Origin of the sequence: Variovorax sp. WS11 (assembly GCF_010499245.1) — a bacterium.
Taxonomy (GTDB): domain Bacteria; phylum Pseudomonadota; class Gammaproteobacteria; order Burkholderiales; family Burkholderiaceae_C; genus Variovorax.
On record NZ_JAAGOW010000002.1, the window covers coordinates 779015 to 801924 of the forward strand.

General features: G+C 69.0%; 19 protein-coding genes. 7 read left to right on the plus strand and 12 right to left on the minus strand.

The features are described from left to right. The first annotated feature begins 59 nt into the window (after positions 1-59). The 4 genes from GXN78_RS24210 to GXN78_RS24225 all read left to right on the plus strand — a co-directional run bounded on the left by GXN78_RS24210 (position 60) and on the right by GXN78_RS24225 (position 5412). Complete coding sequence (locus tag GXN78_RS24210) at positions 60-1355, plus strand: acetyl-CoA hydrolase/transferase C-terminal domain-containing protein (protein WP_106559984.1); 1296 nt, start codon at positions 60-62, stop codon at positions 1353-1355. A gap of 397 nt (positions 1356-1752) precedes the next feature. After that, positions 1753-1950 carry a hypothetical protein gene (locus GXN78_RS24215; protein WP_106559983.1) on the plus strand — a complete coding sequence of 66 codons (198 nt, stop codon included), beginning with the start codon at positions 1753-1755 and terminating at the stop codon, positions 1948-1950. A 24-nt stretch (positions 1951-1974) separates the two neighbouring features. Next, a complete protein-coding gene (locus GXN78_RS24220; RefSeq protein WP_106559982.1) occupies positions 1975-4182 on the plus strand; it encodes a phospholipase C, phosphocholine-specific in 2208 nt (735 codons plus the stop codon). Between the two features lie 234 nt (positions 4183-4416). Further along, positions 4417-5412, plus strand: coding sequence for a hypothetical protein (locus GXN78_RS24225; protein WP_106559981.1), 996 nt, complete (start codon positions 4417-4419; stop codon positions 5410-5412). A 30-nt stretch (positions 5413-5442) separates the two neighbouring features. Here the strand turns inward: GXN78_RS24225 and GXN78_RS24230 are convergent, their stop codons facing one another. Together GXN78_RS24230 and GXN78_RS24235 are read right to left on the minus strand one after the other, a co-directional pair. Continuing rightward, the gene (locus tag GXN78_RS24230; protein ID WP_106559980.1) at positions 5443-5640 is read right to left on the minus strand and encodes a hypothetical protein; all 198 of its coding nucleotides are present in this window, start codon (positions 5638-5640) and stop codon (positions 5443-5445) included. Positions 5641-5766: 126 nt separating this feature from the next. Next, positions 5767-7452 carry a phosphatidylserine/phosphatidylglycerophosphate/cardiolipin synthase family protein gene (locus GXN78_RS24235; RefSeq protein WP_164255714.1) on the minus strand — a complete coding sequence of 562 codons (1686 nt, stop codon included), beginning with the start codon at positions 7450-7452 and terminating at the stop codon, positions 5767-5769. Positions 7453-7653: 201 nt separating this feature from the next. Here GXN78_RS24235 and GXN78_RS24240 point away from each other — a divergent pair, with 201 nt between their 5' ends. Continuing rightward, entirely contained in the window at positions 7654-10629 is a 2976-nt protein-coding gene (locus GXN78_RS24240; protein ID WP_106559978.1) for a PAS domain S-box protein, read from the plus strand. A 19-nt stretch (positions 10630-10648) separates the two neighbouring features. On the opposite strand, the gene GXN78_RS24245 is transcribed toward GXN78_RS24240, so the two are convergent. After that, positions 10649-11614 (minus strand): hypothetical protein, encoded by a 966-nt coding sequence (locus tag GXN78_RS24245; protein ID WP_106559977.1) that lies wholly within the window; start codon positions 11612-11614, stop codon positions 10649-10651. A gap of 146 nt (positions 11615-11760) precedes the next feature. On the opposite strand from GXN78_RS24245, the gene GXN78_RS24250 reads away from it, so the two are divergent. After that, positions 11761-12495, plus strand: a complete 735-nt coding sequence (locus GXN78_RS24250) for a response regulator (protein ID WP_106559993.1) — start codon at positions 11761-11763, stop codon at positions 12493-12495. 21 nt (positions 12496-12516) lie between these two features. Here GXN78_RS24250 and GXN78_RS24255 read toward each other — a convergent pair whose 3' ends face one another. From GXN78_RS24255 to GXN78_RS24290, 8 genes are read right to left on the minus strand one after another with little or no spacing between them, the layout of a single operon-like run. Then, positions 12517-13554 (minus strand): L-idonate 5-dehydrogenase, encoded by a 1038-nt coding sequence (locus GXN78_RS24255; RefSeq protein ID WP_106559976.1) that lies wholly within the window; start codon positions 13552-13554, stop codon positions 12517-12519. A gap of 23 nt (positions 13555-13577) precedes the next feature. Next, positions 13578-14858, minus strand: coding sequence for a TRAP transporter large permease subunit (locus GXN78_RS24260; RefSeq protein WP_106559975.1), 1281 nt, complete (start codon positions 14856-14858; stop codon positions 13578-13580). Then, positions 14855-15439 (minus strand): TRAP transporter small permease, encoded by a 585-nt coding sequence (locus GXN78_RS24265; RefSeq protein ID WP_239142887.1) that lies wholly within the window; start codon positions 15437-15439, stop codon positions 14855-14857. The genes GXN78_RS24260 and GXN78_RS24265 overlap by 4 nt, the downstream gene beginning before the upstream one ends. Before the next feature lie 8 nt (positions 15440-15447). Beyond that, complete coding sequence (locus GXN78_RS24270; RefSeq protein ID WP_106559974.1) at positions 15448-16476, minus strand: TRAP transporter substrate-binding protein; 1029 nt, start codon at positions 16474-16476, stop codon at positions 15448-15450. Between the two features lie 50 nt (positions 16477-16526). Beyond that, complete coding sequence (dgoD, locus tag GXN78_RS24275; protein WP_106559973.1) at positions 16527-17675, minus strand: galactonate dehydratase; 1149 nt, start codon at positions 17673-17675, stop codon at positions 16527-16529. Positions 17676-17684: 9 nt separating this feature from the next. Then, a complete protein-coding gene (locus GXN78_RS24280; protein ID WP_106559972.1) occupies positions 17685-18932 on the minus strand; it encodes an enolase C-terminal domain-like protein in 1248 nt (415 codons plus the stop codon). 36 nt (positions 18933-18968) lie between these two features. After that, a complete protein-coding gene (locus GXN78_RS24285) occupies positions 18969-19937 on the minus strand; it encodes a tripartite tricarboxylate transporter substrate binding protein (protein ID WP_106559971.1) in 969 nt (322 codons plus the stop codon). A 43-nt stretch (positions 19938-19980) separates the two neighbouring features. Beyond that, positions 19981-20751 carry an SDR family oxidoreductase gene (locus GXN78_RS24290; protein ID WP_106559991.1) on the minus strand — a complete coding sequence of 257 codons (771 nt, stop codon included), beginning with the start codon at positions 20749-20751 and terminating at the stop codon, positions 19981-19983. Between the two features lie 199 nt (positions 20752-20950). Between GXN78_RS24290 and GXN78_RS24295 the strand changes: the two genes are divergently transcribed. Then, positions 20951-21739, plus strand: coding sequence for a GntR family transcriptional regulator (locus GXN78_RS24295; protein ID WP_106559970.1), 789 nt, complete (start codon positions 20951-20953; stop codon positions 21737-21739). A gap of 19 nt (positions 21740-21758) precedes the next feature. On the opposite strand, the gene GXN78_RS24300 is transcribed toward GXN78_RS24295, so the two are convergent. After that, positions 21759-22901: a zinc-binding dehydrogenase gene (locus GXN78_RS24300; protein WP_106559969.1), complete on the minus strand. Its 1143-nt coding sequence runs from the start codon at positions 22899-22901 to the stop codon at positions 21759-21761. Between the last annotated feature and the right edge of the window lie 9 nt (positions 22902-22910).

The following is a 22910-nucleotide window of genomic DNA, read 5'->3' on the forward strand; positions in this document are numbered from 1 at the left end:
GGATTGCGCCTATCCTTTCACTCCTGACGCGCAACACACTCACAACCTGGAGACGAGCGATGGCAGTCAACGAGCTTTATCGTCAGAAGCGATGCAGCGCCGCAGACACGGTTCGGCACGTTCGCAACGGTGACACCATCATCGTCCCCACCGGCGCCGGCGAGCCGCCGACCCTTCTCACGGCGCTGTCCGAACAGCGCCGCAGCTTGCGCGATGTCAAGGTCTGCCAGATCCTGGCCGTTCGCAAGTACGACTACATCGACCCGGAAACCGTCGAGTGTGTCCGCCACGTGGCGCTCTTCTATGGCAGCGCCACGCGCGCAGGAGGCCAGGCCGGCTGGATCGATTTCATTCCAAACTATTTCAGCGAGATCCCGGCCCAGATCGAGCGCGGACAGATCGGCGCCGAGGTGGTGTTCAGCCTCGCCTCGCCGATGGATGACCAGGGGTATTTCTCGCTGAGCATCGGCACCGACTACACCATGGCCGCCGTGGCCAAGGCCCGCGCCGTGGTGCTGGAAGTCAACCCGAACGTGCCGTATGCCTTCGGCAACTGCCGCGTCCACATCTCGCAGGTCGCAGCGCTGATCGAAAGCGAAGAGCCGGTGCTCGAAGTCGGCCTGCCTGCCATCGGCCCGGTTCAGGAAGCCATCGGCAAGCATGTGGCCGACCTGATCGAGGACGGCTCCACCCTCCAGATCGGCTATGGCGGTATTCCCGATGCAGTGGTGATGCAGCTCACCAACAAGCGCGACCTCGGCATCCACACCGAGATGATCGGCGACGGCATCCTGTCGCTGGTGGAAAGCGGCGCCGTCACCAGCCGCCGCAAGAACTACCTGCCGGGCAAGATCATTGCGACCTTCGCGCTCGGTTCGCAGAAGCTGTATCGCTTCATGCACCGCAACCCCGCGCTGGAGATGCACCCGGTCGACTTCACCAACGACCCGATGCTGGCCGGTCAGAACGACAAGCTGGTGTCGATCAATGCCACGCTGCAGGTCGACCTGCTGGGCCAATGCGGTTCGGAAAGCCTCGGCAGCTCGCCCTACTCGGGCACCGGCGGCCAGGCCGATTTCGTGCGCGCCGCCAACCGCTCGCGCGGCGGCAAGTCCTTCATTGCGCTGCCTGCCACCGCGAAGAACGGCACGCTCTCGCGCATTGCGCCCATGCTCTCGCCCGGCACGCATGTGACGACCAGCAAGAACGACGTCAATTACGTGGTGACTGAGTTCGGCGTGGCGCAGCTGCGCGGAAAATCAGGGAAGCAACGCGCGCAAGAGCTCATCGGCATTGCCCATCCGGCGTTCCGAGAGGAGCTCAGGAGCCAAGCGAAGGCGATGCATCTGATCTAGCACTCAAGGGGCGTTTGCTACGCAGCTGTTCACCCTTGCCTTCCTGGTGCCCGACGGCCGCGCCTACGACACCACCCAAGCCGAGTCCGAAGCCCGCGACCGTTGGGCGAGCCGACCAGTAGCGCGGATCGCATTTTCAAGGGCCGCGGTTCGTCGCACGGACGTCACCGCACCTTCACGGCGCTGACATCGCCGTTGCCTAGTCTTCCCTCCCACAGATGAGCGGCGCTCTCCCGGAGCGCCGAACGAACCCCATGAGAGCCCGGCCCTCCGGGACTTGGACCACAAGGAGCGAGGGACCCTGATGCCTTCATTGCCAGGCCGGCTTCGGCCATGCGCCGCCGCGCACGCCCTCGCCGCACCGATCCCCCTGATGACACCCCAAGGAGCATCCCCCATGCACAACATCGTTCTCCCCTGGCGCCCCGCGAGCGCCCTGATCCTGACCTGCGCACTGGCCGCCTGCGGCGGCGGCGACGGCGGCGGCGGCTTCGCCAGCCCCGCGGCAAGCGGCAGCACCACCGGCGCCCAGAAGACCGAGACCCCGGCGCAGGCCACCTCCAGCGACAGCGCCGAAGTGCGCTACGCGCCCTGAGCCACAGCGACGACGAGAAGAACCATGAGCTCGCGCCGCCAATTCATCCAGGGCACCGCCACCACCGGCATCGCCGCCGCCACGCTGGCCGCCTTCCCGCCCAGCATCCGCAAGGCACTGGCGATCCCCGCGCACCACGAGACCGGCACCGTCAAGGACGTCAAGCACGTCGTGATCCTGATGCAGGAGAACCGATCCTTCGACCAGTACTTCGGCACGCTGCGCGGCGTGCGCGGCTTCGGCGACCGCTTCACCATCCCGCTGCCCGGCGGACGCAAGGTCTGGCAGCAGAACAATGCCGCCGGCCAGCCGGTGCTGCCCTACCACCTGGACTTCACCAAGGGCAACGCGCAACGCGTGAGCGGCACGCCCCACTCCTGGAGCGACGGCCAGAACGCCTGGGACGGCGGCCGCATCGAGCAATGGGTGCGCTACAAGACGCCGGCCTCGATGGGCTACTACAAGGAAGCCGAGGTCCCCTTCCAGTTCGCGCTGGCCAATGCCTTCACCCTGTGCGATGCGTACCACTGCTCGATGCACACCGGCACCAATTCCAACCGCATGTTCATGTGGGCCGGCACCAACGGCCCGACCGGCGCCGGCGTGGCCACGGTGAACAACGAGTGGGACTCGATCGATTCCTCGGCCCTGGGCTACGACTGGAAGACCTACCCCGAGCGCCTGCAGGAAGCCAAGGTCAGCTGGATCGTCTACCAGAACATGCCCGACAACTTCGGCGACAACCCGCTGGCCGGCTTCCGCCAGTACCGCAAGGCCAACGAGGCCTCGGGCAAGCCGGTGAGCAACGACGCCCTCTCGCCGGCCTACGACCCGGCCAGCGACGACGCCGCCAATCCGCTGTACAAGGGCATCGCCAACACCATGCCGGGCCCGCTGGGCGACGCGAACGCGTATTTCGAGACCTTCCGCAACGACATCAAGAACGGCAAGCTGCCGCAGGTGTCCTTCGTGGTCGCGCCGGCCACCTACTCGGAGCACCCCGGCCCCTCGAGCCCGGTGCAGGGCGCCTGGTACATCCAGGAGACGCTGGACGCGCTGACCGCCGTGCCCGAGGTCTGGAGCAAGACCGTGCTGCTGGTCAACTTCGACGAGAACGACGGCTATTTCGACCACGTTCCCTCGCCATCGGCCCCCTCGCTCAACGCCGACGGCACGCCGGCCGGCAAGACCACGCTGCGCGAGTCCGACATCGACTTCGAGCGCTTCGTCCATCCCAGCCCGCCCGGCACCACCAGCCAGCCGCAGCCCGACGGCCGCGTCTACGGCCCCGGCGTGCGCGTGCCGCTATACGTGATCTCGCCCTGGAGCCGGGGCGGCTGGGTCAACTCGCAGGCCTTCGACCACACCTCGATCATCCGCTTCCTCGAGAAGCGCTTCGGCGTCAAGGAGCCCAACATCAGCCGCTATCGCCGCGCGGTGTGCGGCGACCTCACGACCTGCTTCAACTTCGAGCGGCCCAACAACGAGCCGCTGCCCACGCTGCCGGGCCGCAAGACTTTGAGCCAGGCCGACGCGCTGCGCGCCGCGCAGCAGCTGCTGCCGCAGATCGTGCCGCCGGCCAACCCGCTGCTGCCGGTGCAGGCCACGGGCACGCGGCCCTCGCGCGCCCTGCCCTACGAGCTGCACGTGAGCGCGCGCAGCAACGCGCGGCAGGGCACGCTCAAGCTGGTGTTCGCCAACAGCGGCGAGCAAGGTGCGGTGTTCCATGTCTACGACAAGCTGCACCTCGAGCGGCTGCCGCGCCGCTACATGGTGGAGCCCAACGAGCGCCTGGACGACGAGTGGACGGTGATGACCGACAACGCCGGCCTCTACGACCTGTGGGTGCTCGGGCCGAACGGCTTCCACCGCCACTTCAAGGGCGACCTCAACCGCCTGCGCGCGGGCAATGCACCCGATCCCGAGATCCGCGTCGGCTACAACGTGCGCCGCGGCGACCTGCACCTGAAGCTGAAGCTGCGCAACGAGGGCGAGCGCGCCTGCGTCTTCACGATCAAGTCGCGCGCCTACCGCAACGACGGCCCCTGGACCGTGCGCGTGCGCGGCGGCGACGATGTGGAACAGCAGTGGGACATCGAGGCCAGCGGCTGGTGGTACGACTTCGAAGTGAGCTGCGATGCCGACCCGGCCTACTACCGCCGCTTCGCCGGCCGGGTCGAGACCGGTCGGCATTCGGTGAGCGATCCGGCGATGGGGCAGCCGGATCTCTGAAGGCAGGATTCGCGGTCTGCCGGGCGAAGCGCCGGCAGGCGGGATTGGCCTAGCCCCAGTGCAGGTCGGAAAGCTGCACGAAGAAGAAGTTCTCGCTGGTCGAAGAGCGGGCTATGCCAGACGGCGTAGGCGCCCTCCGGCGGCGCGGATCGGCCCTAAACTGCAGGCCCTCCGGCCGCGACCCGGCCCTCCAGCCGTGTTCCCGATCGGTCCATTCCAGGCAAGGAAGGCGACATGGCAAAGATCCTGGTGGCGCTCTGGTCGCGCCCGACCAAGACCAAGCACGACCTGAACGCCAGCGTGCTCGGCCATCTGACCCGCGCGGTCAGCAAGACCAAGGTGATGGCCTCCACACGCGGCCTGGCCCCCGCGACCGGCAAGCTCAGGAGCGTATTCATTGCGCCCGAGTTCCTGTTCGCCCGGCCCAGCGCACACCGGCGCGTGCATGACACCACCGCAGTCTCGAAGGGCATGCGCGACTGGATCATCGACGAGCTGGCCGGAATCGCCCGCGGCGCCCCCAGCATGCTGCTGGTGCCGGGGACCATCGTCTTCAAGGACGCCCTGACGACGGAGACCGTGCCCAAGGCGATCGGCCGGTTGCAGCATGCGATCGCGCCCGGCCTGGTGCCCGGCACCAAGAGCGGCATGCAGATGAAGCCCTATCCCACCATGGAGGCCCAGGGTGCCAAGTACGCGTCGATGACGGCGTCGGACGGCTCGGTCGCCGTCTACCGCGACCAGATCGCGGAGCTCACGCGGGCGGAGAAGAACCTGGTCCTGCGGATGCCGCCGATGGTGGAGCGCTCCTTCCTGATCAAGAACAGGACCTATGTCTTCTTCGACGGCAGGAAGATGTTCTCGTACGGCAAGAAGAGCAATGCCGACGACTACCTGGGCGACCCCGCCAAGGGCATCTTCGTCCCGGGCAAGAAGGCGGGCGTCACGACCGTCGACGGCCTGCAGGTGGGCTTCGAGATCTGCGCGGACCACAGCGTGGGCATGCTCAAGGCCCACCTGGCCGGCGTGCCGCTGGACTTGCAGATCATCTGCTCGGCAGAAGTGCCCAATGACACCGCGATGTTCCGGACCAAGAGGACCGGCTACACCCTCCACGCCTCTTCCGATCCCACGCACAACAAGGTGTTCAAGCAGCGGGACGTCATGAAACCCTTCGACAGCGACACGGTGGACGAAGGGCCGCTCGACTTCTACGAGATCGAGCTGTAGGCCGGCCCCGCCGGCGCATCGAGCGCCCTGCTACGCCCGCGTCAGCACCGTCCGCACCGCATAGCCATTGCGGTACACGCCCTCGATCGTCCCCAGGACCGGGTCCTTGGGCGAGGCCGTCACGTACTTCTCGTCCGAGGTCCGGTAGACGATGACGGTGCGGTCGGCCTGCGCGCTGAGCGTGCGGGCGACGCCGGTGGCTTGGTTGAGCGTGCGGTAGCTGTTCATGAGTTCCCCTCTTTGGCGGGCGAATGCTAAACCGAAGGTACTCAATTCAGCTGGTTCCAGGCCCTGGCTGCGAGGCCGGATGCGGGAAAAAGGCCACACTTTGTTCGGCTATCTGTCATCGCACCGTCAAAGAAGCTCCTCGGCGATGAACAGCGACATCACCCCCAGCCGCAGCCGCTGCGCCCAGCCCACGCCGGGCTCGCGCGGATGCACCACCTCGCGCCCGGCCTCCCGTGCCACCCATTCGACGCTGCCCGCGTCGTGCGCCGCCGGGCGCAGGCGGTAGCTGCCGACGTCGCGGTCGCGCTGCAGGGTCTGCGTCACCTCGACGGCCAGCGCCGGGCTGTCGATCAGCAGGCCCAGCTCGGTGTTGGCGCGCATCGAGCGCCGGTCCATGTTCATGGAGCCGACCAGCAGCCGCCGGCCGTCGATCACTGCCAGCTTGGCGTGCAGCCGGCCCATCGAGGACGCGGATTCGCCGGGCGCCGCCGCCGCGGGGCGGCCCAGCGCCGGGCTGAGCTCGTGCAGCTCCACGCCCAAGCTCACCATCTCGGCCCGGTAGCGGGCATAGCCCCAGTGCACCAGCGGCTCGTCGGTGGCGGCCAGCCCGTTGGTCATGACGATCACGCGCAGGCCCTTGGCCCGGGCCCGCCGCATCAGCGCCAGGCCGCGCTCGCCCGGCACCAGGTAGGGCGTGGCGACCAGCACCTGCGAGCGCGCCTCGCGCATCGCCTGCAATGCCCCTTCGAGCGCGAAGGCCTCGGGCGCGGGGCGGCCTTCGGTTGCCGCCTTCTCCGGCCCATCGGCGAAGAGCCGCGCCGGCGCGAAATGCTGGGTCAGCCGCCCGGCGTCGAGCTCGTCCGCCACCGGGCGGTAGCCGAAGCGGTCCAGCGGCTCCACCGGCGGGTCGCCGCCCAGGCCCCGCAGAGCGTGCGCGAAGGCCGCGGCGCCGTCGCCCTCCTGCAGCAGCGTCTGCACCGGCCAAACCTGCTCGCTGTTCCAGAAGCGGTCGAACAGCGCCTCGAAGCCGCCCACCACCGGCCCGGAGCACAGCACGTCCATGTCGATGAAGTTCGAAGGCTCGCCGCGCTTGAAGTAGTCGTCGGCGATGTTGCGCCCGCCGATCACGGCCAGCGAGCCGTCGGCGATGAAGAGCTTGTTGTGCATGCGCCGGTTGATGCGCTCGAACTCGTGCATCGACAGGGCCACGCGGGCGCCCACGCCGCCGTCGCGCTGGGGCAGCGGGTTGAACAGCCGCACCTCCACGTTCGCCTGGGCCGCCAGGCCGGCCAGCAGCCGGCGGCTGTCGTTGGCGTACAGGTCGTCGACCAGGAGCCGCACCCGCACGCCGCGTGCGGCGGCATCGCGGAGCTCGCGCAGGAAGCGCCGGCCGGTCGCATCGGCCGCGACCAGGTAGTACTGGATGTCGAGCGAGACCTGGGCCCGGCGCGCCAGGGCGATGCGCGCATCCAGCGCCTGGTCGCCGTCGGCCAGCAGCCGGAAGCCCGACAGCCCCGGGTCCGCGTCCACGGCCGAGGCGCGCGCCACCTGCGCCAGGCGCGTATGGCCCACTGCCTCCAGCGCCGTCGAGCGCGAGCGCTCGGCGTCCGGCGGCGGCAGGCTGGCGCAGCCGGTGCTCAGCAGGGCCGCCAGCGCGTGGCCCAGCAGCGAGGCCATGCCGGGCCGCAGGCGGCGCAGCTCGCGCGCCAGCGGCGCGCGAGCCCGCCAGTGCAGCAGCACCAGCAGCGCGAGCAGCCGCTCGCGCAGGCGGACCAGGGCATCGACGGACGGGGCAAGCGGGGGCTCGGACATCACAACTCCTCGGGGACGCGGCGCCTTGTGGCGGGCCGATGGTGCAAGGATGGCCGGCGCCGGTATTCGATTCATTTCCCGCGGCCGCGCATCCGTAGCCGTTTCGCTGCAAGGCCGGGCCGCCGCAACCGCCATGTATCCGGCGTGTATCGAGCAGGCAATCAGGGCCACGGCACCGCCGCGCAGGCCTAGACTGGCGCCATGCAAGCCACTGCAGCGACCTCCAGCGACAGCGCGACGATCGCCGGCCTCTCGGCGCAACTGCAATCGCTGCGCCGCGTGGCGCTGGCGGTCGCGCACCCCGGCGGGCCGGGCCTCTTCGATGCGCTGGTGCGCGAGCTGGCCGAGGCGCTGGCGGTGCCCACCGTGTTCATCGCCGTGTTCTCCGACGACGTCTGCAGCCTGATGCAGACCCTGGCCGTGCGGCTGGACGGCAAGACCTTGCGCAACTTCGACTACGTGCTCCAGGGCACGCCCTGCGCGCACGTGGTCGGGCGCGAGTTCCGCTACATGGCGCGCGGCGTGGCGGCGGAGTTCCCGCGGGGCTCGCTGTTCGCCGCCAAGGGCATGGACGCCTACGCCGCCTTCCCCCTGCGCGACAGCCAGGGCGAGGCGCTGGGCCTGCTGGTGGCGATGGACCGCGTGCCGATCGCCGGCGGCAACGCCGAGCATGCCGAGGCGATGCTCAAGATCGTCGCCGGCCGCGCGGCCGCCGAGATCGAGCGCACCCGCACCGACGGGGCACTGCGCTCGGCCGCGCTCGCCGTGTCGGGCGCGCGCAACGACACGGTCTTCGACGAGCTGGTGAGGCTTCTCGCGACCATCCTGCACGTCGAGGTGGCCTTCATCGCGCGCCGCGCCGCCGACGAGCCCAGCCAGCTGACCATGCTTGCCATGCAGTACGACGGCCAGGTGTTGCACGACATCCGCTACGCCATCGCCGGCACGCCCTGCGAAAACGTGCTGGGGCAGCAGTTCCGCGCCTATCCGAACGACTTGCAGGCGCTGTTCCCCGACGACGAGGAAGCGAAGACGCAAGGTGCCGTCAGCTACGCCGGCTATCCGCTCCTCGCGCTCGACGGCACGCCGCTGGGCGTGGTGTCGGTGGCCTCGCGCCGGCCGCTGATGCAGGTGGACCGGGTGGAGTCGATGCTCAAGATCTTCGCCATGCGCGCCGCGGCCGAGGTCGAGCGCCTGGCCGCCAGCGAGGCACTGCAGCAGTCCGAGGCCAGCTACCGGGCCATCTTCGAGACGGCGGAAGACGCGATCTTCGTCCACGACTGGGACTCCGACCGCATCCTCGACGTCAACACCAAGGCCTGCGAGACCTACGGCTACACGCACGAGGAGCTGACGCGCCTGACGGTGGCCGACGTCAGCTCCGGCGTGCCGCCCTACACCACCGAAGACGCGCTGCGCTGGCTGGAGCTCGCCAAGCAGGGGCACTGCCCTTCCTTCGAATGGCAGCGCCGCAACAAGGACGGCAGCCTGCACTGGGACGAGGTGCGGCTGAAGCCGGTGAGCTTCAACGGCCGGCGCTACATCCTGGGCTTCGCACACGACATCACCGAGCGGCGCGAGCGCGAGCGCGCCCTGCAGCGCAGCGAGGCGCGGCTGCGGGCCACGGTGGAAGCGGCCTTCGACTGCGTGATCGGCATGGACGCGGAGGGCCGCATCGTCGAGTTCAATGCCGCCGCCGAGCGCGTGTTCGGCTACCGGCGCGAGGCAGTACTGGGCCGGCCGGTGGCCGAGGTGATCGTGCCCGAGCGCCGGCGCGAGGCGCACCGGCGCTGGATCCGCGAGTTCCCCATCACCGGCAGCAGCCCGATGCTGGGCCGGCTGGTCGAATCGACCGCGCTCACCGCCAGCGGCGAGGAGATCCCGGTCGAGCTCGCAGTGAGCGTGGCCGAGGCGCCCGAGGGCAACATCTTCGTGGGCCATGTGCGCGACATCAGCGCGCGCCGCGAGGCCGAGGCGGCGCGCCTCGCGCTCGAGGCCCAGCTGCGCCAGGCGCAGAAGATGGAGGCCATCGGCCAGCTCACCGGCGGCATCGCGCACGACTTCAACAACATCCTGACCAGCGTGATCGGCTACCTGGTGCTCGGCGAGGAGCGCGCCGAAGGCATCGGCGACACGGTGCTGCTGCGCCAGCTGGGCCAGGCCCACCTGGCGGCGCAGCGTGCGCGCGACCTGATCGCGCAGATGCTGGCCTTCGCGCGCCGCCAGCGCGGCGAGGCGCGCGTGCTCGACGTGGCGCCGCTGGTGCGCCAGACCCTGCGCCTGTTGCGGGCCACCCTGCCCTCCTCGGTCACGCTGGGCGGCAACGCCGGCGTCGACGACCTGGCCTCGCCGCTGTGCGTGGCGGTCGATCCGGTGCAGCTGGAGCAGGTGCTCTTCAACCTGTGCATCAACGCGCGCGACGCGCTGGACGGCGCCGGTCGCATCAGCGTGGACCTGCGCGCCCATGCGCACGAACGCTGGCAATGCGCCTCCTGTCGCGCGCCGGTGGACGGCGGCCCCTGGGTCGAGCTGAGCGTGGCCGACAACGGCAGCGGCATCGCGCCGGAGCTGCTGGAGCGCATCTTCGACCCCTTCTTCTCCACCAAGGCGCCGGGCAGCGGCTCGGGCATGGGCCTGGCGATGGTGCACGGCATCGTGCACGGGCACGGCGGCCACCTGCGCGTGCGCACCGCGCCCGGCACCGGCTCGGTGTTCTCGGTGATGCTGCCGCGGGCGGCGGCCGCACCCGCACCCTGCTCGGAGACGGCGCCGCAGCGCGCCGCCGTGGCCGAGGCGCCGGCCCTGCGCGGCAGCGTGCTGGTGGTGGAGGACGATCCGATGGTGGGCGACTTTCTGGTCGAGCGCCTGGCCAGCTGGGGCCTGCGCGTGCGCCTGCAGCGCGAGCCGCAGACCGCGGCGGACTGGCTGGCCGAGCCGGCGCACGAGGCCGACCTGCTGGTCACCGACCAGACCATGCCGCACATGACCGGGCTGCAGCTGGCGGCCCGCGCCCGCGCCCTGCGCCCGACCCTGCCGGTGGTGCTGGTGAGCGGCAATGCCGGCGGGTTCGATCCGCAGGAGCTGGCGCGCTGCGGCGTGCATGCGCTGCTGCGCAAGCCGATCGACGCCGAGCGCCTGCGCGCGGTGCTGCGCGAGGCGCTCGGCGCCGCCGGGTGAGAGGCACGGATCAGGCGGCTCAGGCCGCCATTGCTTCGGCCACGCCCGGCTGCTTCGGCATTGCATAGCCGAGCGGCGCGGTGGCGTTGCGGATGCGGGTGGCCTGCGCCGCATCCAGGCAGGAAAACAGGACCTTGTTGAAGCGCGGCTCCAGCAGGCCGGAGACGATGTACTGCCAGCGGTACGCCTTCAGCACCAGCGCATGGATGGCCGCGGCGCGCTCGGCATGCCCGGACTGTCCGGTGATCGTGCAGAAATAGCTCGCATCGGCGGCGGCCTGCGCCTGCACGGTGCCGTCGACCGCGCCGATCAGCGCGATCAACTCGCCGACCGCGGCGTCGCGCCCGGCGGCGTCGAGGCGGGCGTCCTCCTTCAGGAACTCCATCTCGTCGAGGATTGCGTGCTGCGACTCCTCGCGCCAGTGGTACAGGAAGACGTCCTTCCACAGCGGGCAGATGTGCTCGTCGGGCGCGATGCTGGCGCGGTAGTGGGCCTGCGAGAAAAGCTCGATGTAGAGCGTCAGCGCGAGCACGGCCCAGTTGCCGCTGCCGAGCACCGCTTGCGCGATGGCATCGGGATCGGCGCTCATCACGTAGCCGGCCGGCATCTCATGCTCCATCATCGACTCCAGCCGGCGAAACAGCTTCTGGTGCTTGAGCTCCTCGTCGGTCATGCGCACCAGCGCCTCCATGGCGACCTGGTCGCCCAGGGCCTGCGCGCGGCCCAGCTCCATCACCTTCGCGGCGATGAAGCGCTCGACCAGGCCGAACATGAAGGCGTAGCTGCGCCCCTGGACCTGGCTGAGCAGGCGCTGCTCCTCGCCGCTCAGGAAGGGCAGCTCGTCCACGAGCGACAGCCCGTCGGGCAGGAAGCGGCGGCCGTAGTCGAATCCGCGGCCGCGGATGATGTCGCGATCGATCTCCCAGCGCACCCGCTTGGAGACTTCGATGACCCTGGCGTAACGCTCGGTGCTGGTGCTGTTCATGGCTCGGTTCCTCAGGTTGGATATAGACACAGGGCCAATGCCTGACCCTGCCGCCAGTCTGGAAGCCGCTGGTAACGGGGGCGCTTCAGCTGTCACTGCCCGTGTTGCAGTTGTGTAGCGCCCGGGTGTCGCGCAGAATGCCGCGCATGGACGAGCCCACCCGCGTGCTCATCGTCGACGACGACGCCTCGGTACGCGCCATGCTGCGCGAGTACCTCGGCGGGCACGGCTTCGCGATGAGCGAGGCGTCCAGCGGCCCGCAGATGCGCGAATGCCTCGAGCGCGAGCCGCCGCACGTGGTGCTGTTGGACATCCGCCTGCCCGGCGAGGACGGCCTGAGCCTGGCCAAGTACCTGCGCGAGCATCACGACGTGGCGATCATCATGGTGACGGCCTCGGGCGACGTGATCGATCGCGTGGTCGGCCTGGAGATCGGCGCCGACGACTACGTCGCCAAGCCCTTCGACCCGCGCGAGCTGCTGGCGCGCCTGAAGAGCGTGCTGCGCCGCACCCGCGCGCGCACGGGCGCGCCCGAGCCGCCGGCCTCCGCGCCTGCACCGCTTTTGGGCGCGCGCCAGCGCTTCGGCCGCTGCGAGGTGGACCTGGACGCGCGCCGGCTGTTCGAGACCGGAGGCACGGAAGTCATGCTGACCGCGATGGAGTTCGAGCTGCTGCGGGTGTTCCTGGCCAACCCGAACCGCGTGCTTTCGCGCGACCAGTTGCTGGTGCACACCCGCAACCGCGAGTGGGAGCCCTTCGACCGCTCCATCGACATCCGCATCGGGCGCCTGCGGCGCAAGGTGGAGCCCGACCCGGCGGGCGAGCCGCGCTGCATCAGGACGGTGCGCAACGCGGGTTACATGTACGTGCCTGAACCCTGAGGCGCGGCGTCGCGCACCGGCTCAATCGAAGTTCAGCAGCACCTTCATGGCCTGCGAGCGGTCCGCGGCCAGCGCGAAGGCCCGGGCGGAGTCGCGGTAGGAGAGCGTGGCCGAGATCAGCGGCTTGACATCCACCAGCCCCTTGTTAAGCAGTTCCACCGCCGTGGCGAACTCCTGGTGGAAGCGGAAGACGCCGCGCAGGTCGAATTCCTTGGCCACGATGGTGTTGACCGGCAGACTCATGTCGCCGCCGGCGAGGCCCAGCTGCACGATGATGCCGCGCGGACGCAGCACCTCGAAGGCGCCGCGCAGCGCGCGCTCGTTGCCGCTGGCTTCGAAGAGCACGTCGAACTGGCCCTTGTCGGCCGCGAAGCGCGCCAGGCCCTCGGGCTCCTCGGCGACGTTGATGACTTCGTCGGCGCCGACCTTGAGGGCCTTGCCCAGCGGATGCGCCCCGACATCCGTCGCCACGATGTGGGTGGCGCCGGCGCGCCGGGCCGCGATGATGGCCAGGGCGCCGATCGGGCCGCAGCCGGTGACCAGCACCTTCTTCCCCAGCAGCGGTCCGGCCCGCTGCACGCCATGCAGCGCCACCGAGAGCGGCTCGGCCATCGCGCCCTCGCCGTCGCTCAGGTGGTCGGCCAGCAGATGCGCCTGATGCGTTTCGACGACGATCTGCTGGCGGAAGGCGCCCTGCACGTGCGGCGTGCGCATCGCGCTGCCGTAGTAGCGCATGTCCAGGCAATGGTTCTGCAAGCCTTCCTGGCAGAAGCGGCACAGCCCGCAGGGGCGGCTCGGACTGACGGCGATGCGCTGGCCGGCCGTGAAGCCGGTCACGCCGGGCCCGACGGCCTCGATCGCGCCTGCCACCTCGTGGCCCAGCACCATCGGCTCCTTGATGCGCACGGCGCCGAAGCCGCCGTGCTGGTAGTAGTGCAGGTCCGAGCCGCAGATGCCGCCGCAACGCACGCGCACGCGCAGCTGGCCGGGCCCGAGCTCGGGCGTGGGGACCTCTTCGACGCGCAGGTCGCCGGGGGCGTGGATGACGAGGGCTTCCATTTCGGGATCTTTCTTCAGGAGGGTCAGCGGGTCATCATCTTCAACGGCCACATCACGATCTCGGGGAACACCACCAGCAGCAGCATCACCACGGTCTGCGCGACCATGAAGGGCAGCACGCCGCGAATGGCCCCGCTCATCGGGATCTTGGCAACCCCGCAGACGACGTTGAGCACGGTCCCCACGGGTGGCGTGACCAGGCCGATCGCGTTGTTCATGATGAACAGCACGCCGAAGTAGACCGGGTCGATGCCGGCCTGCTTGAGCACCGGCATCAGCACCGGCGTCATGATCAACACCGTGGGCGTGAAGTCCAGGGCCGTGCCGACCACCAGCACCAGCATCATCAGCGCGAAGGTCAGCAGCATCTTGTTGCCCATCAGCGGCTCGACCAGGTCGGCCAGCTGCTGCGGGATGTTGGCCGTGGTGATGAGCCAGGCCGAGACACCCGCCGCCGATACCAGGAACATGATGATCGCCGTCGTCTCCGCCGCGCGGTAGAAGAGCCGGAACAGCTGGGCCGGCTTGATCTCGCGGTAGACCACCAGGCCGACGAACAGCGAATAGACCGCTGCGATCACGGCTGCCTCGGTGGGGGTGAACAAGCCGATCTTGAGCCCGCCGACGATCACGACGGGCAGCACCAGCGCCCAGAGCGCCTCGCGGGTCGCGGTCCGGCGCTCGGCCATGGTGCGCTTGGGCTCGGCCTTCACCTGGTCGCGCTGGATCGACCAGCGCCATGCCAGCATGATCGCCAGGCCCATCATCACGCCGGGCACGATGCCGGCGATGAAGAGCTTGGTGATCGACACGCCGCCCGTTACGCCGAACAGGATCATGCCGATCGACGGCGGGATGACCGGCGCGATGATGCCGCCGCAGGCGATCAGGCCGCAGGAACGGTTCACGTCGTAGCCGGCCTTGCGCATCAGCGGCACCAGCACCGCGGCCAACGCCGCCGTGTCGGCCACGGCCGAGCCCGAAAGCGAGGCCATGATGATCGCCGCGACCACCGCGACGTAGCCCAGGCCGCCGCGGATGTGGCCGACCCAGGACATCGCCATCATGATGATGCGCCGCGTCATGCCGCCCGCGTTCATGAACTCGCCGGCCAGCATGAAGAAGGGCACCGCCAGCAGCGGGAAGCTGTTCGCGCCGTCCCACATGTTCTGGACGACGATCTGCGGATCGGTCACGCCCATGAAGAACATCATGGCCAGGCCGCAGCCGATCAGTGCGAACGCGACCGGCATGCCCAGGGCCATGAAGCCCAGCAGGGAGCCGATGAAGACAAGGATGGTCATGGACGGGCTCCCACGCGGGCCTGCTGCTCGGCCATTTCGTGCTCGACCTCGATGGCCTCGCTCATGCCTTCCTCATGGACGTCGATGAGCTCGCTGTCCTCGACCTTGCCCGCAAGAAGGCGCACGAGGTTCGACAGGCAGATCAGCCCGATCGCCCCGCCGGTCAGGTAGCTCACGCCGAACACCCACAGCGTGCTGATCTGCGCCACCGGCGAGGCGGTGCCCGCGATGATGTCGTGCTGCAGCCAGGTGCCGTAGACGATGTAGCCGCAGCACACCAGCATCACCGCCTGGCTGATGCCCCAGCAGACCCGGCGCCCGAGCACGGGCAGCGCCTGCACCAGCATGTCCACGCCGAGGTGGGCGCGGCGCCGCATGCCCACGATCGCGCCGAGGAAGGTCATCCAGACGAAGGCGTAGCGCGGCATCTCCTCCGAGAGGTCGATGCCGGTGTTGAAGAAGAGCCTGAGCACGACGTTGCCGAACACCATCACCAGCATCACGACCATGCACAGGACCATCACGATCTCGAGCCCGCGCGTGAGCGCGTCGGCGATCGTCTTGAGGGGCTTGGCCATCATCAGCCGGCCTACTTCGCCGCGGCGCGTGCCTTGGCGATCTCGTCCTGGAAGCCCTTCACGAAGTCGTCGCCGATGATGGGTGCGTACTTGGCGACGACGGGCTTGACCTTCTCCTGGATGCGCGCGAGCTCGGCGGAGCTCACGGTGTTGACGGTCACCCCTTCCGCCTTGAACTTGGCGACCACGTCGGCATTGCCTTCGTCCAGCAGCTTGCGCTGGTAGAGGCCCGCTTCCACCGCGGCCTTGCGGATGCCGTCCTTGTCGGCGGGCGGGAGCGTGTCCCAGAACTTTTTGGAAGCCACCAGCGCAACCGGCGTGTAGACGTGGTTGGTGACCGAGATGTACTTCTGCACCTCCTGCATCTTGTTGGCGTACATGTGCAGCAGCGGGTTCTCCTGCCCGTCCAGCGCCTTGATCTCCAGCGCGGGGAAGACCTCGGCGAAGGCCATGGGCACGGCATTGGCACCGATGGTCTTCCAGGTGTCGAGCGCCACCGGGTTGGCCATCACCCGCACCTTCAGTCCGCTCACGTCTTCGAGCTTGCTGACGCTGTGCTTGCTGTTGGACAGGTTGCGAAATCCCATGCCGGTCCAGGTCAGGCCCACCAGCCCGCTCGGCTCGATTTTCTCGAAGATCTTCTTCGACGAGGCGCCGTCGAGCACGGCATACACCTCGCGGTCGTTCTGGAACATGAAGGGCAGATCCCACACCTGCACTTCCTTCACGCGCGTGGACAGCGGCGCGAGCGTGCCGATGTAGAACTCCTGCGTGCCGGCCTGCACGGCCTGCAGCTCCTTCTCGTCGCTGCCGAGCACGCCGCTCGAGTAGGTCTGGACCTTGACGTTGCCCTTGGTGTAGGTGCCTGCCAGCTCGGCGAACTTCTTCATCGCGATCGCCTGGGGATGGCTGTCGGGCATCGCGTGGCCGAGCTTGGCCTTGACCTCGGCGAGGGCTGCGGTGGAAGTCAGCGCGGCGGCGGCGAGCGCCACGAGGGCGACGCGACGCCAGGCCTGGAAGGAAGTGCGTTGGATGCTCATGCTGTGTCTCCGCTGGAAGGGGTTGCGAATCGTTGGCGAAAGGGGTCGGGCTACCACTCGGCCACGCTGCCGTCGGCATGGCGCCACACGGGGTTGTGCCAGTCGGGGGGATTGAGGCTCGCGTGGACGACGCGCTCCTCGTCGACCTCGACGCCCAGCCCCGGCTTGGGCAGGGCATGGATGTAGCCGGCGTCGATGCGGAAGTCGTCCTTGTTGATCACGTAATCCAGCAGCTCGGCGCCGCGGTTGTAGTGAATGCCCATGCTCTGCTCCTGCAGCACCGCGTTGTGGGCGACGAAGTCCACCTGCAGGCAGGCCGCGAGCGCCACCGGGCCGAGCGGGCAATGCGGCGCGAAGGCGACGTCGTAGGCCTCGGCCATGGCGGCGATCTTGTGGCACTCGGTGATGCCGCCCGCGTGCGAAAGGTCGGGCTGCAGGATGGCGATGCCGCCCTCCTCCAGCACACGCTTGAACTCGAAGCGCGAGTACATGCGCTCGCCGGCCGCAAGCGGAATGGAGGTGGCGGCGGCGAGCCGCGGGTAGTGCTCGGCCTGCTCGGCCAGCACCGGTTCCTCGACGAAGAGCGGGCGGAACGGTTCGAGCGCCTTGAGCAGCGGCTTGGCCATCGGCGCGGACACGCGGCCGTGGAAGTCCAGGCCGAAGCTCACCTGCATGCCCAGGGCATCGCGCACGCCCGCGATCTTGGCAACCGCCGCATCGACGGCGCGCGGCGAATCCAGCAGGCCCATCTCTTCGCAGCCGTTGAGCTTGAAGGTGTCGATGCCGCCTTCGAGCAGGCGCTGCATGTCCTGCACGATGTCGGCCGGCCGGTCGCCGCCGACCCAGCTGTACACCTTCATCCGGTCCCGCACGCGGCCGCCCAGCAGCTCGTGGACGGGCACGCCGAGCGCCTTGCCCTTGATGTCCCACAAGGCCTGGTCGATGCCGGCGATGGCGCTCATCAGGATCGCGCCGCCACGGTAGAAGTTGCCGCGGTACATGGTCTGCCAGAGGTCGTTGATGCGCGCCGGGTCCTTGCCCATCAGCGTCTCGCCGAACTCGTGCACGGCCGTCTCGACCGTGCGGGCGCGGCCTTCGATGACCGGCTCGCCCCAGCCACTGATGCCTTCGTCGGTCTCGATCTTCAGGAACATCCAGCGCGGCGCGACGCGGTAGGTGTGCAGGCGGGTGATCTTCATCGCTGCTTCCTACGGCGTCTGCAGCGTGCCGTCGGCCAGGCGCGTCTGCGTCCAGGTCGTCACCGTGTTCTCGCACGGGTACTTCCTCGCCTCGGCCTCGTCGAGGTCGACGCCGAGGCCCGGCTTGTCGTTCGCGTAGACATAGCCGTTGCTGAACTCCGGCAGGCCGGGGAACACGTCGAGCAAGGCGCCGCGTGGGCCCTTGAGCTCCTGGATCACGAAGTTCGGCGGCTCGATGCCCGACCACTCCTGCACGCCGAAATTGCGCGCGGCCAGGTCGATGTGGATGTTGGCGGCATGCCCCAGCGGCGACATGTCGCCGGGACCATGCCAGGCCGTCTTCACGCCGAACTGCTCGGCAAAGATCTGCAGCTTGCGCCCGGGCGTGATGCCGCCGATCTGGCTCAGGTGCACGCGGATGTAGTCGATCAGCTGCTCGGTGATCAGGAACTTCCACTCGGCGGGGTTGTTGAAGAGCTCGCCCTGCGCCAGCGGGGTCGTCGTCTTCTCGCGCAGCTGGCGGATCCAGGCGCCCTCTTCGAGCGGGATCGCGTCCTCGAGGAAGAACAGGTCGAAGGGCTCGAGCCCGCAGGCCAGGCGGATCGCATCGACGGGCTTGAGCCGCTCGTGCACGTCATGGCACAGCGCCACCTCGAAGCCGAGCTTGCTGCGGATGCCCTCGAAGAGCGCGATCGTCTCGCGCATGTACTTCTTGCCGTCGAGGTAGATGCCGCCGGCCGCGCCGCGCGGCGCGCCGGCCGGCGCCGGGCCGAAGCCGCCGCCGCCGTAGCCGCCGCTCTGGCAGCGCACATGGGTGATGCCCTGCTCGCGGTACTTCTGGATGTTGTCGCACAGCTCGCTCAGGCTGTTGCCGTCGGCATGGCGGTAGATCGGCACGCCCTCGCGGCACTTGCCGCCGAAGAGCTGGTAGAGCGGCATGCCGGCCATCTTGCCCTTGATGTCCCACAGCGCCATGTCGACGCCCGAGATCGCGTTGTTCTCGATGGGTCCGTTGCGCCAGTAGGCGTTCTGGTGCATGAGCTGCCAGAGCTCCTCGATCGCGCTCGCGTCGCGTCCGACGAGCAGCGGCCGCAGGTAGTCCTCGACCAGGCATTGCACGGCCAGGTGCCGGTAGGAGAAGGTCGCGCAGCCGAGGCCGAAGAGGCCGGGCTGGTTGGTCTCCACCTTCACGACGACGAGGTTGATACCTTCGGGCGCCGTCAGGATGACCTTGACGTCGGAGATCAGGGTTGACATGGTGTGTTCGTTCGCTCGCTGCTGTCCCGACGGGGGTCACTTCTGGATGTTCAGGCCGCCGAGCAGCTTCTTGAAATAGTCGGACTGGCTGTTCATGAAGGCCTGGAACTGCGCGCCGTCCAGGTAGGCGGGCTGCAGGTTGGCCTTCGTCAGCGCATCGCGAAAGGCCGGGTCCTCCGCGGTCTTGCGGGCGACGTCGCGCAGGATCTGCACGACCTCGGGCGGCGTGCCGAGCGGCACGCCCAGGCCGCGCCAGGTGCCGACCACGAGCTCGGTGCCCTTCTCCTTGAAGGTGGGCACCTTGTCGTAGGGCGCGGGGAGGCGGCGGTCCGCCATCGACACCAGCACGCGAAGCTTGCCGGCCGCGACGAAGGAACCGATCTCCGCCGGGCTCACCGTGATGGCGTCCACATGGCCGCCGACCAGCGCCATGACGCTCGGCGCCGCGCCTTGATAAGGCACATGGTTGAACTTGACGCCGGTCTTCTCCTCGACCGCGGCCGCCGCGAGATGCCAGATCGTGCCCGTGCCGGCGTTCCCCATCGTCACGGTGCCCGGCTGCTTGCGCGCCTGGGCGAGCAGCTCGTCGATCGACTGCCAGGGCGCTTCCGCGCGCACGGCGATCAGGCCCGGGTCGCCGTTGAGGCGTGCGATCGGGACGAAGTCGGCGGTCGTCACCTTCGTCATGTTGAGGTGCGGGATGATCGCGAGCTCGGAGATCAGCACGCCGACCTTGTAGCCGTCGGGTGCGGCGCGCTGGACTTCCGTCATCGCGATGCCGCCGCTCGCGCCGGGCTTGTTGCTCACGACGATCGGCTGCGCGATGTACTTCTTGGCCGTGTCGGCGAACAGGCGCGCCATCACGTCGGTGCCGCCGCCCGCCGACGAGGGAACGACCATCTCGATGGGTCGGCTCGGGTAGTCGGAAGCGGGTGCCGCGGTGGCGGCAGGCGCAGCCGTCACGAGCGCAAGAAGCCCCGGCAGCGCGATGCGCAGCAGTTTCATGGATGTCTCCGTGTGGGTGGGAAGAGGATCGAACCGAGCCGCGCTAGAGCACCGCGAGCATGCCGCCGTCGACGTAGAGGATCTGGCCGTTGACGTAGTCCGAGGCTGCCGACGCGAGGAAGATCGCCGTGCCGGCGAGCTCGTTCGGCAGGCCCCAGCGGCGCGCCGGCGTGCGCGACTTGACCCAGCCGTCGAAGTCCGGGTTCTGGATCAGCGCCGTGTTCATCTCGGTGGCCATGTAGCCCGGCCCGATCGCATTGGCCTGGATGCCGTGCGCCGCCCATTCGGCGGTCATGGCGCGGGTGAGCATCTTGATGCCGCCCTTCGCCGCGGTGTAGGGCGCGACGGTCGCGCGCGCCGCCTCGCTGGTGAGCGAGCCGATGTTGATGATCTTGCCGCCGCGCTGGCGCGCGATCATGCGGCGCGCGGCCTCGCGCCCGACCAGGAAGGCGCTGGTGAGGTTGGTGCGCAGCACCTGGTCCCATTCGGCAAGCGAGAGATCGACCAGCGGCTTGCGCAGCTGGATGCCGGCGTTGTTGACCAGGATGTCGACCGCGATGCCCGCGGCGTCGAGGCGGGCGAAGGCATCGCACACGGCGGCCTCGTCGGTGACATCGAAGGCGGCGGTCTCCACCGCGTGGCCCTTGGCGCGCAGCGCCTCGGCGCCATGGGCGAGCCGCTCCGGATCGACGCCATTGACGACGATGCGGGCACCGGCCTCGGCCAGCGCCTCGGCAATCGCGCGGCCGAGACCGCGCGAGGAGCCGGTCACCAGCGCGGTACGCCCGGAAAGATCGAAGAGGGGGTGGGACATGGTCGGTTCGGCGAGCTTCTTGAAGCGCAAGAATACTGTGATATTTCACCAAGATTCTCGGTATTTACCCTGCACGCAGGCAATCCAAGCCGCAGCCGCTTTCCCAATGGCATTCGCTTGAATATGCAGGGTTAAGGTGGCATATCAGGATATGCTTGCATCCGGATGCGACGATGCATTCGTACCTGGAGCAAAGAGAATGGCCTCGTCCACGCGACCCCGGCGGGCCCCCGCAAGCCCGGCGGCGCAGGAAGCGCCGCGCCGCAGCAGCAGCCCCGTCAACCTGTCCAACCTCGCCTACGAGCGCCTGGAGGAACTGCTGGTCTGCTGCGAGCTGAAGCCCGGCCGCTTCCTGGCCACGCACGAACTGCAGGCGATGGTGGGCTATGGCCGCACGCCGGTGCTGCAGGCCGTCAACCGCCTCGCGGCCGACACGCTGGTGGCCGTCACGCCGCGTCATGGCCTGCAGATCACCCCTGTCGACCTCACCCGCGACCGCGTGCTGCTGCGCCTGCGCCGGGACATGGAACGCTTCGTCATCCAGCTCGCGACCGAGCGATCGGGCGCCTCGCAGCGCAACCAGATGCTCCACCTCAAGCGCCAGCTCAGCGAGCACCGCGCCGACATCACGCTCGAGCAGTTCAACCTGGTGGACCGCCGCATCGACCAGCTCTTCCTGGCTGCGGCCGGCGAGCCCTTCGTCGAGAGCACGCTCCGGCCGCTGCACACGATCTTCCGGCGGATCGGCTGGATCTATCACATGCAGACCCAACAGGGCGTCGACCTGCACGACACGGTCGACGGTCACATTGCGGTGATCGATGCGGTCGCTGCCGGCAAGGCCGACGCGGCCATCGCCGCATCGGACCGGCTGATGGAGTTCGTCGAGGGCATGTTCGACGTGCTCGAGCGGGAGGTCGATCCCGCCCTGCTCGACTGCAGCCTCGGCGGGCTGGACGCGACCTTCCTGCGGTCGCCCGCGGCGTAGAACGAAGCGACCCGGGTGCTCAGCCGCGATTCGGGTTGAGCAAGTACTTCTCGCCGGTCGCCTGCTTGGCGTAGACCGCGATCTCCTCCAGCTTCAGGGCCTCGTGCAGCGACACCTCCCGCGTGTAGCGGCTGGCGAAGGTGGTCTTGAGCTCGGCCGCCACGCGCGCCTTGAGCTTCGCTGCCCCCTCCGGCCCGATCTTCTGCAGGAAGTGAAAGAGCAGCCAGCCTCCCATGCCCCAGGTCATGCCGAAGCCGCGCGTGAACTCGGTCGGGCCGCGGTCCAGGCCGCCGTAGATGTAGAGCTGCTTGTGCGTCATCGTCCCGTAACGGCTGTATTCGGTCGACTTTCGCGCGAGCGCGGCCTCCATCGCGTTCAGGATCTGCCCGGCCAGCTTGCCGCCACCGATCGCGTCGAAGGCCAGCGTGGCGCCGGTGGCGACCAAGGCCTCGGTCAGGTCCTCCATGAAAGTGGGCGCGCTGGCGTCGCACACATGCTTCGCGCCGATCGCGCGCAGGATGTCCGCCTGCTCCTTTCTGCGCACGATGTTGACGAGCGCGACGCCGTCCGCAAGGCAGATCCGGTTGAGCATCTGCCCGAGATTGGAGGCCGCGGCCGTGTGCACCAGCGCCTTGTGGCCTTCGCGCTTCATCGTCTCGACCATGCCCAGCGCGGTGAGCGGATTGACGAAGGCCGAGGCGCCCTCGGCGGGCGTCGTGCCCTCGGGCAGCGGCATGCACTGGGCCGCGGGGAGGCAGCGGTACTGCGTGTACATCGCGCCGCCGAGCATCGCGACCGTCTTGCCCAGCAGCGCTTGTGCCACTGGCGAGGCACCGGCTGCGACCACCACGCCGGCCCCTTCGTTGCCGACCGGCATGGACTGGTCGAGCCGACCGGCCATGGCCTTCATCACGCCTTCGGGCACGGGGGCGGTGATGACCGGCCGCTCGGGCGTGCCGCTCGCCTTGGCGGCCTTCATGTCGGCCGCGCCGAACAGCAGGCCGAGGTCGGAGGGGTTCATCGGCGCAGCCTCGACGCGCACGATCACTTCGTCGGGCTTGGGCTCGGGGATCGGCGCCTCGACGAGCGAGAGCTCCAGTTCGCCGCCGCGCTTGATCAGCGAGCGCAGTTGCAGGGCCGTGCGGGGGATTTCGGTGGGCATGGACGCGTC

Excerpts from the sequence above, each read along its gene's own strand:
- GXN78_RS24210 (WP_106559984.1), top strand. The coding sequence starts at position 60 with ATGGCAGTCAACGAGCTTTATCGTCAGAAGCGATGCAGCGCCGCAGAC.
- GXN78_RS24215 (WP_106559983.1), top strand. The coding sequence starts at position 1,753 with ATGCACAACATCGTTCTCCCCTGGCGCCCCGCGAGCGCCCTGATCCTG.
- GXN78_RS24220 (WP_106559982.1), top strand. The coding sequence starts at position 1,975 with ATGAGCTCGCGCCGCCAATTCATCCAGGGCACCGCCACCACCGGCATC.
- GXN78_RS24225 (WP_106559981.1), top strand. The coding sequence starts at position 4,417 with ATGGCAAAGATCCTGGTGGCGCTCTGGTCGCGCCCGACCAAGACCAAG.
- GXN78_RS24230 (WP_106559980.1), bottom strand. The coding sequence starts at position 5,640 with ATGAACAGCTACCGCACGCTCAACCAAGCCACCGGCGTCGCCCGCACG.
- GXN78_RS24235 (WP_164255714.1), bottom strand. The coding sequence starts at position 7,452 with ATGTCCGAGCCCCCGCTTGCCCCGTCCGTCGATGCCCTGGTCCGCCTG.
- GXN78_RS24240 (WP_106559978.1), top strand. The coding sequence starts at position 7,654 with ATGCAAGCCACTGCAGCGACCTCCAGCGACAGCGCGACGATCGCCGGC.
- GXN78_RS24245 (WP_106559977.1), bottom strand. The coding sequence starts at position 11,614 with ATGAACAGCACCAGCACCGAGCGTTACGCCAGGGTCATCGAAGTCTCC.
- GXN78_RS24250 (WP_106559993.1), top strand. The coding sequence starts at position 11,761 with ATGGACGAGCCCACCCGCGTGCTCATCGTCGACGACGACGCCTCGGTA.
- GXN78_RS24255 (WP_106559976.1), bottom strand. The coding sequence starts at position 13,554 with ATGGAAGCCCTCGTCATCCACGCCCCCGGCGACCTGCGCGTCGAAGAG.
- GXN78_RS24260 (WP_106559975.1), bottom strand. The coding sequence starts at position 14,858 with ATGACCATCCTTGTCTTCATCGGCTCCCTGCTGGGCTTCATGGCCCTG.
- GXN78_RS24265 (WP_239142887.1), bottom strand. The coding sequence starts at position 15,439 with ATGATGGCCAAGCCCCTCAAGACGATCGCCGACGCGCTCACGCGCGGG.
- GXN78_RS24270 (WP_106559974.1), bottom strand. The coding sequence starts at position 16,476 with ATGAGCATCCAACGCACTTCCTTCCAGGCCTGGCGTCGCGTCGCCCTC.
- dgoD (WP_106559973.1), bottom strand. The coding sequence starts at position 17,675 with ATGAAGATCACCCGCCTGCACACCTACCGCGTCGCGCCGCGCTGGATG.
- GXN78_RS24280 (WP_106559972.1), bottom strand. The coding sequence starts at position 18,932 with ATGTCAACCCTGATCTCCGACGTCAAGGTCATCCTGACGGCGCCCGAA.
- GXN78_RS24285 (WP_106559971.1), bottom strand. The coding sequence starts at position 19,937 with ATGAAACTGCTGCGCATCGCGCTGCCGGGGCTTCTTGCGCTCGTGACG.
- GXN78_RS24290 (WP_106559991.1), bottom strand. The coding sequence starts at position 20,751 with ATGTCCCACCCCCTCTTCGATCTTTCCGGGCGTACCGCGCTGGTGACC.
- GXN78_RS24295 (WP_106559970.1), top strand. The coding sequence starts at position 20,951 with ATGGCCTCGTCCACGCGACCCCGGCGGGCCCCCGCAAGCCCGGCGGCG.
- GXN78_RS24300 (WP_106559969.1), bottom strand. The coding sequence starts at position 22,901 with ATGCCCACCGAAATCCCCCGCACGGCCCTGCAACTGCGCTCGCTGATC.